This window comes from Streptomyces orinoci (genome assembly GCF_003121295.1).
Taxonomy (GTDB): Bacteria; Actinomycetota; Actinomycetes; order Streptomycetales; family Streptomycetaceae; genus Streptomyces; species Streptomyces orinoci.
This window is the reverse complement of the sequence record NZ_PHNC01000008.1, coordinates 35201-53036: the sequence shown is the minus strand read 5'-3', so window position 1 is coordinate 53036 and position 17836 is coordinate 35201. Positions and strand designations below refer to the sequence as shown.

3 protein-coding genes are annotated in these 17836 nt (G+C 71.4%); 2 read left to right on the top strand and 1 reads right to left on the bottom strand.

What is annotated here, in order from left to right; genetic code table 11:
• Positions 1-5: 5 nt before the first annotated feature.
• A complete protein-coding gene (locus CV755_RS05700) occupies positions 6-16322 on the bottom strand; it encodes a non-ribosomal peptide synthetase (RefSeq protein WP_109279060.1) in 16317 nt (5438 codons plus the stop codon).
• A 487-nt stretch (positions 16323-16809) separates the two neighbouring features.
• On the opposite strand from CV755_RS05700, the gene CV755_RS05695 reads away from it, so the two are divergent.
• Entirely contained in the window at positions 16810-17556 is a 747-nt protein-coding gene (locus tag CV755_RS05695; protein ID WP_109279059.1) for an AfsR/SARP family transcriptional regulator, read from the top strand.
• Positions 17557-17606: 50 nt separating this feature from the next.
• A complete protein-coding gene (locus CV755_RS05690) occupies positions 17607-17825 on the top strand; it encodes a hypothetical protein (RefSeq protein ID WP_153068583.1) in 219 nt (72 codons plus the stop codon).
• Positions 17826-17836: the final 11 nt, after the last annotated feature.

Here is a 17836-nt window from a genome sequence, read left to right as displayed (position 1 = left end):
TCTCCTCAGTCACACAGGTAGCGGTTGACGATGGCGCAGATCTCGGCCGCGGGCTTCGGCTCGGTCAGGCCGAAGTGCGTGGCGTCGATGTCGAAGGTGTGCAGTTCGCCGTCGACGTACGGCTCCCAGGAGTCGGGCCGCGCCTCGGGGCTCTGCGTCGCGCTGAAAAACAGCACGGTGCCGCGGTAGGTGGGCTGAGCGAACTCCGCGACCATCCGGGAGTGCTCGACGATGACCGTGGCACCGTTCTCGACGATGCTCCGGCGGTCGTCGTCACCGGCGTCGCCCGGCAAGTAGTCGTCCAGGAAGTCGCGTGCCTCCGACCGGGTGAGGTGGGCCTCCGCCAGCTGCGCGAACCCGCTGCCCGGAACGGCGTCGAGGAGCACCACCAGGGACACCTCGCAGCCGCGCCGCTGGAGTTCGGCACCGACGGCGTGGGCCAGGGAGCCGCCCAGCGAATGTCCGGCCAGCTGGAACGGACCTTGCGGCTGCACGGCGAGGATCTGCTCCGCGTAGTCGGTGACCATGGCCGTGAAGCCGGCCGGCAGCGGCGCGCCGTCGAAGCCGCGCGCCTGGATGCCGTACACCGGGCGGTCCCCCACCTGGGTGGCCATCCCCAGGTAGGACCAGCACAAGCCGAATCCCGGGTGGAAGAGCCACAAGGGCGTTCCGCTCCCGCCGGTCCGCAACGGCAGCAGGGTGTCGAAGGGGCCGCCGTCGCCGGGATCCCCAAGGCCCCCGGTCAGGTGCTCCACCAGTTCGGCGACGGTCGGCGCCTGGAACACCGTGCGGATCGGGACCTCCGCGCTCAGCACCGTGCGGATCCGGCTGATGAGCCTGGTGGCGAGGAGGGAGTGGCCGCCGAGAGCGAAGAAGTCGTCGTCGACACCAACCCGTTCCACTCCGAGAACCTGCGCGAACACGCTTGCCAGCAGTTCCTCCTGGGCGTTGCGGGGAGCCCGGTAGGCGGTGTGGCTGAGGAACTCGGGCGCGGGCAGCAGCCCGCGATCGACCTTCCCGGTCACGGCCAGCGGCAGACTCTCCATGACCAGGACCGCGGAGGGCACCATGTGCTCCGGCAGCCGCTGCCCGGTGAAGGACCGCAAGGCGTCCGGGTCGGGCCGCTCCCCCTCGGCCGGCGTGACGTAGGCGACGAGGTGCCTGCCGATACCCGGCTGGTCCCGGGTGATCACTACGGCCTGCGCGACCTGCGGATGGCCGGCGAGCACCGCCTCCACCTCGCCGAGTTCGATCCGGAAACCCCGGACCTTGACCTGGTTGTCGACGCGGCCCCGGAACAGGAGGCGGCCCTCCGGCGTCCAGGCCGCCAGGTCGCCTGTGCGGTACATCCGCTCGCCCGGCCCGCCGAAGGGGCAGGCCACGAAGCGCTCGGCGGTGAGGCCGTACCGGTCCAGATATCCGCGGGCCAGCCGTTCGCCGGCCACGTACAGGTCCCCGACGACGCCAATGGGCGCCGGTCGCAGCGCCGCGTCGAGCACATACAGGCGGGTGTTGTCCATGGGGCGCCCGATCGGTACAGCCTCGCCGAGGCCGTCCGTGCCGGTGATGACATGCATGGTGGTGGCCGCGGTGGTCTCGGTCGGGCCGTACCCGTTCACGATGGTCAGGCCGTCGCATGCGCGCAGCACCCGCTCCAGGGCGGCCGGGGTCACCACGTCGCCGACCGTCCACACCTCACGGGCGCCGCGAAACGCCTCGGGCGCCTCGTCGGCGAAGGCCATGAACTGGCCCGCCGGCATGATGAGTCCGGTGACACCCTGTTCGGCGATCATCCGCGTGAGTGCCGCCGGATCCAGTCGGCCGTCCGGAAGGATGACGACCGCGCCGCCGCGAAGCAGGCCGGCCCACAGCTCGTAGGTGAAGGTGTCGAAGGCCTGTGTGTGGTGCATGAGAACGCGCTCCAGGCGGCTCTCGTCGTAGCCCCGGTCCGCCGACAGGACCGCCAGCGCCCGGTGGGAGATGCCCACCGCCTTGGGCCGGCCCGTGGAGCCGGAGGTGTACACCACGTAGCAGAGCTGCTCCGGATGCCCGTCCGAGCCCGCTCCGAGCGGCTGCGCCGGGGCCGCCGCGATCTCCCGGGCGGCCTCGGGTCCGTCGATGACCAGGTGCGGGCAGTCGCTCTCGGGCAGTTCGGCCGAGGTCCGCGTATCGGTCACCAGGAGAGCGGGTTTTGCGTCGCTCAGCATGAAGGCGATCCGCTCGGCCGGATAGGCCGGGTCGAGGGGAAGATACACGCCGCCCGCCTTCGCGATGGCCAGCACGGCGACGATGTACTCCGGCGAGCGCGGGAGGGCGAGCCCGACCGGCGACTCCTGGCCCACACCGCTCTTCGCCAGCACCCGCGCGAGCCGGTTGGCTCGCTCGTCGAGCTCCCGGTAGGTGAGGGTGGTGTCACCGCACAGCACGGCGTCCGCGTCGGGACGGTGGGCGGCCCGCTGCTCGAACAGTGCGGCCACGGTGGCCCAGGGGACCTCGGCGGCGGTGTCGTTGAACCCGGTCACCACGAGCTCGCGCTCGTCCGATGCCATGGGATCGATGCCGCTCACCGGAGTGCCGGGGTCCGCCGCGATGGCACCGAGGATCCGGGTCAGGCGGTGCGCGAGGCGCTCTACGGTCTCGGTGTCGAAGGCGTGGTCACGGTGGCCCAGCATCAGCTGGAGATCCGGGTCGGCGGTGGCGAACAGGGCGAGCGGGTAGTGCACCGCCGCTTCCCAGTCCATGCCGGTGATCGCGATGCCGGCTGCGCTCAACGTCTCGTCGAGGTCGTCCCCGCCGGCCGGGTAGGACTCGAAGACCACCACCGAGTCGAAGAGCACGGGGAGATCGACGGCCCGGTGGATCTCGGCGAGGCCGAGGAAATGGTGGTCCATCAGCGCGGCCTGCCGCTCCTGGAGATCGAGCAGCAGCTCGGCCGCGCTCTGTTCGGCCGCCGTCCGCACCCTGACCGGGAGGGTGTTGATGAACAGGCCCACCATCTCGTCCATGCCCGCCACCTGCGGCGGCCGCCCCGAGACCGTGGCGCCGAACACCACGTCCTGGCGGCCCGTGTGGCTCGCGATGAGTAGTGCCCAGGCGCCCTGCACCAGGGTGTTGAGCGTGATGCCGAGTTCGGCCGCGCGCTGCGACAGACGGCGCGCCGTGCCGCGGTCCAGCTCGACCGGCGTCCTGCGGTGTCCGCCTCCCTCCTGCTGCTGGCTGCGGGGAGCCACCAGCGTCGGCTCGTCCAGCCCGTCCAGCTCGGTCCGCCACGCCTGTGCCGCACCCTCCTTGTCCTGCTGCGACAGCCAGTCGAGGAAGTCGCGGTACGGGCGCACCCGGTTCAGTCGTCCGGCGTCCCCGAGGGTGGCGTACAGGTGCAGCAGGCTCTGCAGCACGAGCGGCGACGACCAGCCGTCGTACACGATGTGATGGACGGTCATCACCAGCTCGTGGTGCTCGGCCGATCGCTGTACGAGGGTCAGGCGCAGCAGCGGCGGGGCGGCCGGGTCGAAGGGCGTGGCCCGGTCCCGGTCGCGCAGCTCCCGCAGTCTCTCCTCCTGCTCCCGCTCGGGCAGGCCGCTCCAGTCCATGGCCTGCCAGGGCAGCTCGACACGGTCGAGGAGCACCTGTACGGGTTCGCCGGCGGCGGTGGCCACGAATGCGGTGCGCAGGCTGTCGTAGCGGTCGAGCAGGGCCTGGCCGGCCACCCTCATCCGCTCCGGGTCCACCCGTCCGGTCAGATGGAAGACCAGCTGCACCTGGTAGGCGTCGAACTCGGCGCCCTCCAGCTGACTCTGGAACAGCAGACCGGACTGCAGCGAGGTCAACGGCCATACGTCGACCATGTCCGGGTAGCGCTCCTCCCAGACCTCCAGGTCCCGCTGGCGCACCCGGACCAGCGGCACGTCCGACGGCGTCAGGCCGCCCGCCCCCGGAGCGGTGGCGTGCCGGGCCAGGCCCTCCAGGGCCGTGCGCCACAGGTCGGCGAGCTCCCGCACCTCCTCCCGGGTCAGCAGCCCGGTGGGGAAGGCGAAGTCGGCGGTCAGCTGCGGGCCCTGCGCGGTCTCGGCGGCGAAGGCGGTGATGTCCACGGCGGCCAGAGCCGGTGCGCTCGGTGCGGGAGCGAGGTCGTCCAGGTCGCCGGACATCGTCCAGCCCGCGGCGCTGTCCTCCTGCGCGGACGCGACCGAGCCGAGCCGGCCGAGGTAGTTGAAGGCGACCTGACCGTCGCGGTACGCCTTGAGGATCTCGGCGGTCTTCGGGTTGAGGTGGCGCAGCAGGCCGTAGCCGATGCCCTTGTCCGGGATCGCGTGGAGCTGCTCCTTGACCGCCTTCACGGCGTATCCGGCGGTGCGGCCGCCCGCGACGGCGTCCTCCAGGTCGATGCCGCCGACGTCGAGCCGGACGGGATAGACGCTGGTGAACCAGCCGATGGTGCGGGTGAGGTCGGCGCCGGGTACCGCCGCCTCCTCGCGGCCGTGTCCTTCGAGGCGGATCAGCGCCGAGCGTTCGTCGATGCCCCGTGCCCGGTACCACCCGGCCAGGGCCAGTGCGAGCGCGGTGAGCAGGCCGTCGTCGGCACCGCTGTGGAAGGCGGCGGGCAGTGCGGTCAGCAGCGCCTCGGTGGTCTGTTGGTCCAGCGTGACCCGCACCGTGTCCACGGTCGCGCGCACATCGACGGCCGGGTCGAGCGCCCGGGAACCGAGCAGCGGCTCGGGCCGGTCCAGCACGCCCCGCCAGTGGTCGAGTTCGGCGACCCGCTCAGGTGCCTCGGCCGCCTGCACCAGACCGTACGACCAGCTGCGCATCGTGGTGGGCACCGCCGGCAGCTGCGGCGGGCGGCCCTGTCGCACGGCGTCCCAGACCTGAGCGAGGTCGGACAGCAGGATGTGCCAGGAGACACCGTCGGTCACCAGGTGGTGCAGGACAACGATCAGCTGCCCGGGCGTGTCCGGGCCCGCGTCGCACCAGATGAAGCGGGCCATCCGGCCTGCCTCCGCGTCCAGTTCACCGGCGGCGGCGGTGACCTCGGCCCGCGTCTCCTGCCGCCAGGCGGGGTCGGACCAGTCGCCGGCGCAGGGCCTGCGGCGGATGAGCGACGCCGCGTCGAGAGTGCCGGGCGCGGCCGCGTCGAGGCCCTCCTCCCCGCCGTGGACCCGGAGGCGGGAGCGCAGCATGTCGTGATGATCGACGACCACGGCAAGCGTCGTGACCAGTGCGGTCTCGTCGATGCCCGTCGGCAGCTCCACCACCGTCGACATGGTGAATCCATCGTGGTGTCCGACGTGTTCACGTATCTGCCGCATCACGGGGAGCAGCGGCATCCAGCCGAGTCCGCCTCCGGCGGGCTCCCGGCGGTCCGTGCGGGGCTGCCCGCCGGCCTTGGCGGCCTCGGCGAGGGCAGCCACGGTCCGGTGCTTGAACATCAGCCGCGGCGTGATCGCCACGCCACGCTCGCGGGCCCGCGAGACGACCTGGATGGAGCGGATGCTGTCGCCCCCGACCGCGAAGAAGTCGTCGTCGATGCCGACCCGGTCGTGCCCCAGGACCTCGGCAAAGATCGCGGCGAGCTTTGTCTCCGCCTCGGTCCCGGGAGCCCGGTAGCTGCTCTCCGCCGTGGTCGGCGGCGCGGGCAGGGCGGCCTTGTCGAGCTTGCCGTTGGCGGTCAACGGCAGGCTGTCGAGCGGCAGGAACACGGCGGGCACCATGAACTCCGGCAGCCTGTCGGACAGGAAGGCGCGCAGCTCGTCGGCGTCCGGACCGGGGCTCCCCGCCGGGACGGGGACCGCGTACCCCACCAGGCGCTGCCGGCCGTCCTTGCCCCGATGGGCCGTCACCACAGCCTGTCCGACGCCCGGGTGCTGTTCCATGGCCGCGGTGATCTCGCCGGGTTCGATGCGCAGGCCGTTGATCTTGACCTGGTCGTCACTGCGGCCGAGGTAGTCGAGCTGCCCGTCCGCGCCCTGGCGCACGATGTCCCCGGTCCGGTACATGCGGGTGCCGGCGGGTCCGAACGGGTCGGAGACGAAGCGCTCGGCGGTGAGATCGGGGCGGTTCAGGTAGCCGCGGGCCAGGCTGGGCCCCGCGATGTACAGCTCGCCGGGGACGCCCGGTTCGACGGGGACGAGCCGCTCGTCGAGCACCCGCAACCGGTTTCCGTCCACCGCGGTGCCAATGGGTGTGTGGCCGGTGCTGAGCGGGGCGCTGACCGTGCCGCACACGGTGGTCTCGGCGGGACCGTAGGCGTTCACAAAACGGCGTCCCGGCGCCCAGGCGGCGGCCAGCGCCGGTGAGCACGCCTCGCCGCCGACGGTGACGGTCCGCAGCCCGGTCAGGGTGCGCGGCGCGTCGGCCGGGAGCGCGGCGAGCACGCTGGGCGGCAGCATGACGTGGGTGATGTCGAGGCAGGCCAGGTTGCGGGCCAGGTCGTCGCCGACGAGGCGCTGTTCACGCGGGACCACCAGGGTGGCGCCGGTCGTGAGGGTCTGTATGTACTCCCAGAGGGCGGCGTCGAAGCTGGGCGCCGCGACCTGGATGACGCGGGAGTCCGGGGTGACCGCGAGGCGGTCCTGTGTGGTGCGGCTGAGGGCCGCGATACCGGCGTGGGTGACGACGACGCCCTTGGGCCGTCCGGTCGAGCCGGAGGTGAAGATGAGGTACGCGGGATGCGCGGGGGTCAGGGCGACGTCCGGGTCCGTGGCCGGGCCGTCCTGCCAGGCCTTCGCCACTTCGGGGGCATCGACGGCCACGACTTCGGTGCCCGGGCTCGCCGGCAGCCGCTCCGCGATGCCCGCCGTGGCCAGCAGGACGGCGGGGGCGGCGGCGTCGAGCATGAACCGGATGCGATCGGACGGATAGTCGGGATCGACCGGCAGATACGCCGCACCCGTCTTGAAGATGCCCAGAACCACGGCGACCTGGTCGGCGCCGCGCGGCATGGCGACGCCGACCGACTGCTCGGGGCCGACGCCCCGCGCGATCAGCCAGTGCGCGGCCCGGTTGGCCCGCTCGTTCAGTTCCCGGTACGACCATGCCCCACCGCCGAACTCCACGGCCGGTGCCTGCGGGGCCCGCAGCAGCTGTTCGCGGAACAGGTCCGGGAAGGTGGCCGCTGCCACTTCCGGCCCGGTCCGCTGCTCGGCCGCGAGCAGGGTACCGCGCTCCTCAGCGGTGGGCTCACCCGCGCCGATGTGCTGGGTGGGGTCCAGGACGGCGGCGGCGAGCAGCCATTCCCAGTGGCCGATCACCCTCTCGATCGTCGAGGCGTCGAAGAGCTCCGTGGAGTACTCAACGGCGATGTGGATGCCGGCCGGCGTGGTGCGGTCGTGGAACTTCTCGGTCAGGCTGAATGTCACGTCGTAGCGGGACGTGCCGGTGCCCGTGCCCTCGCTCGTGACCCGCACACCGGGCAGTTCGAAGTCCGCGTCCTCGGTGTTCTGCAGGATCAGGGCGACCTGGAAGAGCGGGTTGACCGATGCCGAGCGCTGCGGGTTGAGCTTCTCCACCAGGGCCTCGAAGGGGATGTCCTGGTGGGTGTACGCGGCCAGGCTCGTCCGGCGCGTCTGGTCGAGCAGTTCCGCGAAGGTCGGGTCGCCCGAGGTGTCGATGCGCATGACCTGCACGTTGACAAAGAGGCCGATCAGGTCGTTCAGATTCTGGTCGATCCGGCCCGCGATGCCGCTGCCGAGCGCGATGTCGGTGCCCGCGCCGAGGCGGGTGAACAGGGCGGCCATGGTCGCCTGGAGCACCATGAAGGGGGTGGTTCCGGTGGCGCGGGCGAGCGAGGCGATGCCCTCGTGGAGCGTGGCGTCCAGGGTGAACTCGAGCAGATCGCCGCTGCGGTCGAGCTCCGCGGGGCGCGGCCGGTCCGTCGGGAAGGTAACCGTTTCGGGCAGCCCAGCCAACTGCCGGGACCAGTAGAGGCACTGTCGGCTGAACAGACTGTCCGGGTCGTCGTCGCCTCCCAGGAGCTCCCGCTGCCACAGGGCGTAGTGCGCGTACTGCAGCGGCAGCGGTGTCCACCGGGGGGCCTCGCCCCGGGTGCGGGCCTCGTAGGCGGTGGTCAGGTCCTTGGCGAGGGGTGTCGCGGACCAGCCGTCGGCCGCGATGTGGTGGATCACGAGGACCAAGGCGAACTCGTCCGGGCCGGTGCCGAACAGCGCGGCCTTGACCGGGATCTCGGCGGCGATGTCGAAGGGGTGGCGGGCGACCGCGGCGATGGCCCCGGGCAGATCGTCCGCGTCGGCGACCGGGCGCACGGGCAGGGCGATGCGGGCCTCCTCCGGCCCGAGGATGTGCTGGTAGGGCCGCCCATCGACCTCGCGGTAGACGGTGCGCAGGATCTCGTGCCTGGTCACGAGGTCATTGACCGTCTCCTCCAGGGCCCGCACGTTCAGATCCCCGTAGAGCCGCAGGACGATCGGCATGTTGTAGGTCGCCGCGCGGCCCTCGAACTTGTGCAGGAACCAAAGCCGTTGCTGGGAGAAGGACAGCGGGAGCCGCTCGGGCACCTGTGCGGGAGGGGCCAGCGGTGCGCGGGCCGCACCGGCCCGGTCCAGATGCGGGACGAGCTCGGCCACGGTCGGAGCGGTGAAGAGGGTACGCAGCTCCACTTCGGTGCGCAGCACTGACCGGATGCGGTTGACGAGCTTGATGGCCATGATCGAGTGGCCGCCGAGAGCGAAGAAGTCGTCGTCGACACCCACCCGGTCGACATGCAGGACCTCGGCGAACAGCTCGCACAGCAGCTCCTCCTGAGGAGTGCGCGGCTCACCGCCCACGGCCGCCGCGGCGAAGTGCGGTGCGGGCAGCGCCTGCCGGTCCAGCTTGCCGTTGACCGTCAGCGGAACCGAGTCGAGGGGGACGACGGCGGTGGGCACCAGGTGTGCGGGCAGCCGCTCGCGCAGATGGCCGCGCAGGGTGCCGGCCAGGTCCGTGTCGTCGGCGCGCGGGGCGGCGGGCACGACATAGGCGACGAGCTGCTGGTCCCCCTCCTCGGCCGTGCGGGCGATGACCACGGCCTGCGCGACATCCGGGTGGGTGGCCAACGCGCGCTCGATCTCGGCGGGTTCGACGCGGACACCACGGATCTTGACCTGGTTGTCGTCGCGGCCGACGTACTCGAGCTGTCCGTCGGCCGTCCAGCGGGCCAGGTCTCCGGTGCGGTACATCCGCGCGCCCGCGGGGCCGTGGAGGTCGGCGACGAAGCGCTCGGCGGTCAGGGCGGCCCGGCCGAGGTAGCCGCGCGCGATGTCCCCGGCGACGTACAACTCGCCCGTCACGCCGGGCGGTACGGGCGCGAGACCGGGCCCGAGGACGTAGGTGCGGAGGTTGCCGATCGGCGTCCCGATCGGGACGCTGCCGGTGTCCGCCCCGGGCTGCTGTGCCGGGACGGTGAACGTCGTGGCGTAGAACGACTCGGTCTGCCCGTAGGCGTTGACGATGCGTACCCCGGGGCGTTCCTGCCGGATGCGGTCGACCAGCCCGGTCGGCAGCTTCTCCCCTGCGAAGACCAGCGTCGCCCGGTCCGGGAGGGCGGGTATCCGGCCGCCCAGCGCGGCGAAGACCGACGGCACCGTGCTGATCACGTTCGCCGTCATCGTCTCGCGCTCGGCGAGCACGAGGGCGTCGCCGGCGACCTCGACACGGCCGCCGTGGACCAGCGTGGTAACGGTCTCGAAGACGGACACGTCGAAGTTGACCGAGGCGCCCGCGAGCATATGGGTGTCCGCGTCCACCCCCACCCGCTCGGCGAGCCGCGTGACCCCGTTGACGACGTTGCCGTGGCTGACCACCACTCCCTTGGGCAGGCCCGTGGAGCCGGAGGTGAACATCACATAGGCGGCGTGCTGCGGCCGCAGTCCCCTCGCCCGCCCCGCGACCGGGCCGGCGACGAGATCGACGTCGTCGAGAAGCAGGGTCGGGACGTCGGTGCCCGGCAGCCCGTTGACGGTGCCGGCCTCGGTGAGCAGCAGTTGGGGCCGGGCGACGCTCAGCATGTGGTCCACCCGGGACCTGGGGTTCTCCGGGTCGATGGGCAGATACGCGCCGCCGGCCTTCCAGACGCCGAGCATGGCGGTGACGAGGTCGGCCGAGCGAGGCATCGCCAGGCCGACGACGGTCTCCGGTCCGACACCGCGTGCGGCCAGCGCGCTCGCGAGACGGTCGGCGCGGGCGTTCAGCTCCGCATAGGTCAGCGTGACGTCGCCGCAGCTCACCGCGGGCCGGTCCGGTGTCGTCGCGGCCTGTCGCTCGTACAGGTCGGGGATGGTCGCATCGGGAGTCTCGGCGGCGGTCCGGTTGACGTCCACGAGGATGCGGTCGCGCTCGGCGGGCTCCAGCATGTCCACGCTGCTGAACGGCAGCTCCGGGTCCTCGGCCAGCCGGACGAGGACGCGCCCCAGGCGCCGGGCGATGACAGCGGCCTGCTCCGGGGCCACGAGGTGGTGCTGGTACTGGAGGGCGATGGCCAGACGCGGCTCGGCGGACGCCATCACCACGAGCGGGTAGTGGGTGCTGCTGAGCGGGCTCAGCCCGGTCACCCGGATCCCGGCAGCCGCGCAGGCGTCGTCCAGTGCCGCGCTGTCGATGGGGTACGACTCGTAGACCACCAGGGTGTCGAAGAGCGTGCGCACGCCGGTGAGCTGGTGCATTTCCAGGAGGCCGAAGTGGTGGTGGTCCAGGAGCGCGCTCTGCCGTTCCTGGAGTCCGGTCAGGAGGGTGCGCAGGGAGTCGCCGGGGGCACAGTCCATGCGGACGGCAAGGGTGTTGATGAATGTGCCGACCATCTCGGAGACACCCTCGACCTGCGGCGGACGACCCGAGACCGTGGCGCCGAAGGTCACGTCCCGCTGTCCGGTCAGGCCGGACAGGAGCATGCCCCAGGCGCCCTGGACCAACGTGTTGAGGGTCAGGCCCAGCTCACCGGCGCGGCGGGCGAGCCGGTCGGACTGCTCCGGGGTGAGCGGCACGTCCAGCTGGCCGACCCCGACGGATTCGCCCTTCCCGGCGGGAGCGTCGGGTACGAGCAGCGTGGGCTCGTCAACGCCCGCCAGCTCCCGCTCCCAGGCTCGGGCTGTCGCCGTACGGTCCTGGTGGGAGAGCCATGTCAGGAAGTCGCGGTAGGCGGGCGCCCTGCCCAGCTCGACGTCGTCGCCGTTCGAACGGTACAGACGCAGCAGGTCCAGCATCAGGAGGGGGACTGACCAGCCGTCGAACAGGACGTGGTGGGCGGTGAGGACCAGGTCCCAGCGGTCGGCTGCCAGCTTGACGAGCGAGAACCGCATCAGCGGCGCCCGGGCCGGGTCGAAGTGGGTGCTGTGCTCCGCGGCGAGGAAGCGTCTGCGCTGCTCCTCCTGTCGCGGCTCGGGCAGGGAGGCCAGGTCCAGCTCCTGCCAGGGCAGTTCGACTCCGTTCTGGACGATCTGGACCCGGTCGCCGGCTCTGTCGGTGACAAACGCCGTCCGCAGGTTGGGATAGCGGTCGAGCAACGCCTGTCCGGCCGCCCGCATCCTTTGCGGTTCGACCTCGCCCGTCAGGTGGAAGGCGAACTGCATCTGGTAGACGTCGACGGCCGTGCCGGCGAGTTCCGCGTGGAAGAGCAGCCCGTCCTGCATCGCGGTCACGGGCCATACGTCGGCCATGCCCCGGTACTGCTCCTGCCAGCGGTCCAGCTCGGCCTGGCCCACTGTGACCAGGGGGACGTCCGAAGGCGTGAGGCCGCCGGCATCCGGCTGCCCGGCATACCGGGCCACGCCGGTCAGGGCGGTCCGCCACAGATCGGCGAGCTCCCGCACGTCCGCCTCGGCGAGCAGCCCGGACGGGTAGTCCAGGCTCGCCTCCAGCCGCGGGCCCTGCTCGGTGTCGACGACATGCGCGTTGACGGCCAGGGAGGCGAGGGCGGACATGTCCTCGTCCAGCGCGGGCGTCAGCGTGACGGTGTCCTCGACCTGGGTGAAGCCCAGACCGCGCAGGTCCTGGGGCATGTTGGCCGAACCGGTGTACCGGCCCAGGTAGTTGAAGACGATCTGCCCGCATCCGTACTGCTCCAGGACCGCGCCGGTCTCGGCGTTCAGGTAGCGCAGCATGCCGTAGCCGATGCCCTTGTCCGGGACGGCGAGCAGCTGCTCCTTGACGGCCTTGAGCGCGGCGCCCGTCGCCGCGCCGCCGGTGAGCGCCTCGTCCAGGTCGACCCCGGACACGTCGAGGCGGACGGGGTACATGCTGGTGAACCACCCCATGGTGCGGGAGAGGTCGGCGCCGGGCACGATGTGCTCCTCGCGCCCGTGGCCCTCCAGGCGGACCAGTGTCGAGGGCTCGTCGAGGCCGCGCCGCCTGCGCCAGACGGCGACGGCGAGGGCCAGCCCTGTCAGCAGGCCGTCGTTGACGCCGCCGCGGTAGGCGGCGGGCACGCTGGTCAGCAGGGCCTGGGTGATCTCGATCGGCAGGTCCAGCCGGACTCGCTCAACCGTGGCGATGGTGTCGACGGCCGGGTCGAACGGCCTGGCGCCGAGACTCGGGTCGGGCCCGGAGACCGTCCGGCGCCACAGTCCGAGTTCCGCCGCCCGCTCTCCGGTCGCGGCCTCGGCGAGCGCATGCGTCCAGCGGCGGACCGAGGTGGCGGTCGCGGGCAGCTGCGGGGTGCCGCCGTCGCGGATCTGCCGCCAGGCCGTGGCGAGGTCGGGCAGCAGGATGCGCCAGGACACGCCGTCCACCACGAGGTGGTGCAGCAGGATGGTGAGGCGTCCCGGGGTCCCGGTGCCCGCGTCGAACCACACGAACTGCGCCATCACCCCGTTCGCGGAGTCCAGCCGGCCCGCCGCAGCGTCGAGTTCGCTCCGGGCCCGCTGCCGCCAGGCGTCGTCCCATGTGCCGTCGCTCGCCACCCTGTGGACGAGCGGCTGCACGTCGGTGGTACCGGGCGCGGCCACCTCCAGCCCCGCCTCCCCGCCGGCGGCCCGCCGGGAGCGCAGGATGTCGTGCCGGTCGAAGGCCGCCGACAGCGTGCGCACCAAGCCGCCCCGGTCCATCCCCGTCGGGAGGTCCACCGTCATCGTCATGGTGAACCGGTCGGGGTTCCCGCCCAGTTCCTCCAGGTAGTGGCCGACGGGCGGCAGGGGCACGAAGCCCACGCCGCCGCCCGGCAGCTCCTCCAGTCCGGGCTCGGTCCGGCCCCCACTCGCGGCGACGCGGGCGAGTTCCGCCACGGTGCGGCACTCGAAGATCTGCCGGGGAGTGACCTCGACGCCCTGGGCCCTGGCCCGCGCGACGACCTGGATGGACCGGATGCTGTCGCCGCCGAGCGCGAAGAAGTCGTCGTCCACGCCGACCCGGTCCACGCCGACCACATCGGCGTAGACACGGGCGAGTACCTCCTCACCCGGCGTGCCGGGGGCGCGATAGGCCGAGCCTGTGAACTCCGGTTCCGGCAGCGCCTTGCGGTCCAGCTTGCCGTTGGGGGCCAGCGGCAGCCGGTCCAGCATGACGAAGACCGACGGCACCATGAACTCGGGAAGCCTGGCCGACACGAACGTGCGCAGGTCGCGGGGTGAGACGGTGGCCGTGAGGTCGATGTCGAGGTCTCCCAGGCTCTCCACCGCCGACTGCCCCGGCTCCCGCCCGGCGGTTGGCACCACATAGCCCACCAGGTGGTCGCGGCCCTCGTGCCGGCATGTGGTCACCAGGGCCTGCGCCACCGCAGGGTGGGCGGTCAGCGCGGACTCCACCTCGCCCGGCTCGATACGGAAGCCGCGCACCTTGACCTGCTCGTCGTCACGGCCGACGCATTCCAGTTGGCCGTCGGCCCCCCAGCGGGCGAGATCACCGGTGCGGTACATGCGCGCGCCGGCCGGGCCGAAGGGATCGGCGACGAACCGTTCGGCGGTCAGCCGGGCCCTGCCGAGGTAGCCACGCGCCACGTTCCCCGCCACGTACAGCTCACCGATGACGCCGGGGGCGAGCGGCTGGAGGCCGGGGCCGAGAACATACGCGCCCATGTTGGCGAGCGGGACGCCGATGGGTGCCGTGGCCGCCGTCGCCGGCCACGCCTCGCCGGCGGTGAAGGCGGTGGCGTAGAACGACTCCGTCTGCCCGTAGGCGTTGATCACCCGCACGCCCGGGATGGCGGCCTGGACCCGCTTCACCAGCGCGGTGGGGAGGGCCTCGCCGGCGAACACCACGGTCTCGGCCCGGATCATCCCCCCTGCCTGGTCGAGGAGTTCGGTGAAGACCGAGGGGACCGTGCTGATGACGCCGCCGGTCCAGCCGCCCCGCTCGCCGATGACAAGGACGTCGCGGACCACCTCGAGGACGCCGCCGTGCGACAGGGTGGTGACGGTCTCGAAGACGGACACGTCGAAGTTGACGGACGTACCGGCGAGAACGCGCGTGCCCGCGCCGATACCGGTGATGTCGGCGAGCCGCAGCACGCCGTTGACGACATCCCGATGGGTGATGACCACGCCCTTCGGCGTGCCGGTCGAACCCGAGGTGTACATCACGTATGCGGCGTGTGCGGGCAGGCCGGCGGCCGGTTCCGCCGCCGGGCCGGCCGCGTCGAAGTCCACGTCGTCGACGCACAGGCGGGGGATGTCCACCGCCGGGAGCACCTTCGCGTTGGCGGTGTCGGTCAGCACCAGGTCCGGGCCCGCGTCGGACAGGATGTGGCCCAGCCGCGCACCGGGGTACCGGGGGTCGATCGGCAGGTAGGCGGCACCGGACTTCCAGATCGCGAGCATGCTCACGATCAGCGAGGCCGAGCGCGGCAGCGCCAGGCCCACCAGGCGCTCCGGTCCGACTCCGCGGGCGGTCAGCTCCCGTGCCAGGCGCTCGGCCCGCGCATCCAGCTCGGCGAAGCTCAGCTCTTCCGCGCCGTCGACCACGGCCGTCGCGTCCGGGGTAGCCGCCACCTGACGCTCAATCAGTCCAGCGGCGGTCAGCTCGGGGGTGTCGGCGGCCGCGCCCTCGAAGGCACGCAGCGCCCACTCCCGTTCGCCCTCGGTCAGTACGTCCGTCAGCGCGACGGCGCGGGACGGCGCGTCGAGCAGGTCACCGACCAGGCGCACCAGGCGATCCACGAAACCCTGCGCCGTGGCCCGGTCGAAGTGGTCTGTCGCGTACTCGAGATAGATGGACAGGCCCGGTGTGTCGGGCTCGTTGAAGAAACTGAACTCCAGGTCGAACTTGGCCATCGATGTCCACAGCGGAGCGATGCGCGCCTGCACGCCACCCGGCAGGCCGAACTCCACGCGGGCACCGGTCGACCAGGTGAACATCACCTGGAACAGCGGGTGGTAGGCGCTGGAGCGCTCCGGGTTGAGGGCCTCCACCACGCGCTCGAACGGCGCGTCCTGGTTGTCGTACGCCGTCAGTGCCTTGTGCCGCACCTGCGCGAGGAGTTGGTCGAAGGTCGGCCGGCCCGACAGATCGGTGCGCAGCACCCAGGTGTTGGCGAAGAAGCCCACCAGGTCGGCCAGTTCCGGGTCCTGGCGGCCGGCGACGGTGGAACCGAGCGCGATGTCCTCACCCGCGCCCAGCTGGTGCAGCAGTACCGCAAGGGCCGTCTGGAACACCATCGGCACAGATGACCCGGTGCGCTTGGCGGCCGCCTCCGCCCTGGCCAGCAACTCCTCGTCAACGGTGCCTTCGACGACATCGCCGCGGCGGCTCGGCAGCGGGCCGCGCGGTCGGTCCATGGGCAGCCGCGTCGGCTGCGCCAGACCCGCCAGCGCGTCGCGCCAGTAGTCGAGTTGGGTGGCGATGAGGCTGTCCGGGTCGTTCTCGTCACCGAGCAGTTCGCGCTGCCAGAGCGTGTAGTCGGCGTACTGGACGGCGAGTTCGGGCCAGTCCGGGGTACCGCCCTCGATGCGTGCGGTGTAGGCGGCGCTCAGGTCCCGGACGAGCGGGGCGATGGACTCGCCGTCGCAGGCCATGTGGTGGATCAGCAACAGCAGCTGATGTTCCTCGGCGCCCGTGCGGAAGAGAACGGCGCGTACCGGGATCTCCTCGAACGGTGTGATCGTGGCCGCGGAGGCCTCGCGCACCGCCATGTCCAACGCGTCCGGAGCGACCTCGACCAGCGCGATGTCCAGCCGCACTTCCTCGGCCGGCACCACCTGCTGGGCAGGGACGCCTTCGGCGCTCTCCACGATCAGGGTCCGCAGACTCTCGTGGCGGGCCACCACATCGCGCACCGCAGCGGTGAGCGCCGCGGTGTCGACCTTCCCCGTGAGCCGGATGAGGAACGGCACGGTGTATATCGCCGACGGCCCCTCGATCCTGTCGATGAACCACAGGCGCCGCTGTGCGAAAGACAAGGGAATCATCACTCAGCACTCCTGTTTACGTTGCCCACGGACTGATCGACTCATCGCTGATTGCGCATGCAAATATCTTCTGCGGCCGCTCGGATTCCCGTTCAGGCCAGGATGACCGAGCGGCGGCCGGCTCATGACTGCATCAACAGCGGCTCAGAGAAGGGTTCGAGGTTGCGTCTTTACCATCCGCAGGCCTCGTTCGACCCGACCTCTTCGGAAAAATCTTCGGCACTCACCCGCTCGCCCGCAATTGATCTCCCGGGCAATGGAACACACATTAGGTAACCATGTCGACCTAATAACGTGTCAACCATGGTTGGACCGGCCGCTGGGCAACGAAGGTGTCCCGCCAACAGGACACCGCAGACCGGTTTCCGTTGACTCACCGCCCGGGGATGTGAGGTATGTTCAGGCACATCCCCAGCGCATTCTGCCGCACCGCCTTCCACCAATCTTTATACTCCTTTCACCGTTTCAAGAAATAGGAGTTCACAGCATGCGGCTTGAGATCTTAGGACCGGTCCGTGTCGCTAACGGAAATACCATCAAGGCTATAGGGGCGCAGAAGGTAGAGATTCTGCTGGCGACTCTCGCCATCCGCTCCGGTCAGGTGGTCAGCGTCGACCAGCTCATCACCGAGATCTGGGGCGACGAACCGCCGCGCAGCGCGATAGGGAGCCTGTACGTGTATGTCTCCCAGGTCCGCAAACTTCTGCGCGAGCCCGGATCGACGGCGAGCCCCGTTGTCACCAGTCCCTCCGGATACATGCTGACGCTGGGCCCGGGCGAATTCGACCTCCACGACCTCACCCGCCTGGTGAAGGAAGGCCGGGTCCAGCTCAGGAACGGTGAGCACGAGGGCGCGGTCCGCAGTTTCGAGGAGGCGCTCGCGCTGTGCCGGGGACCGCTGCCCACCGCGGCACGCGGCCCGATCCTGCGGGGGTTCCAGGCCTGGTTCGACGAGATCCAACTGGAGTGCCGGGAGGGCCAGATGGAGGCGCACATGGCCCTCGGGCACCACCGTGAGCTCGTCAGCGACCTCTACCTCCTCAGTACCGAGCACCCGCTGCGGGAGGTGTTCCACCGGCAACTCATGCTGGCGCTCCATCGAAGCGACTGCCGGGGCGACGCCCTGCTGGCTTACCACCAGGCCTGGCGGACTCTGCGGGAACAGCTGGGCGTCGAACCCGGGCCGGCGCTGAAGGACATCCAGCGTTCGATCCTGATGGACAACGGCCGCTGACCGCCTCCGGACGGCCGTGCCGGCCAAGGGATGCCCCGTAGCACCTGGTCGTGGGCGAGGTAATTCCTGCTACGGCTGGTGTGCTCACGGTGTCGGAGCCGTCCCGGACGCCGGTCGCGGCGTGCCGGCGCACCAACTTGACGCTGCGCCGGCTCGCGCCGCTCTTCGCCATCGTGGCCGGCGCCCACCCCGGCACCGGCCCGGCAATGCCGCACCGCCACGCGATGCCCGGCATCGCACGCCGGCACAACGTCGCCCTCACGGGCTGAGCTGCCGGCAT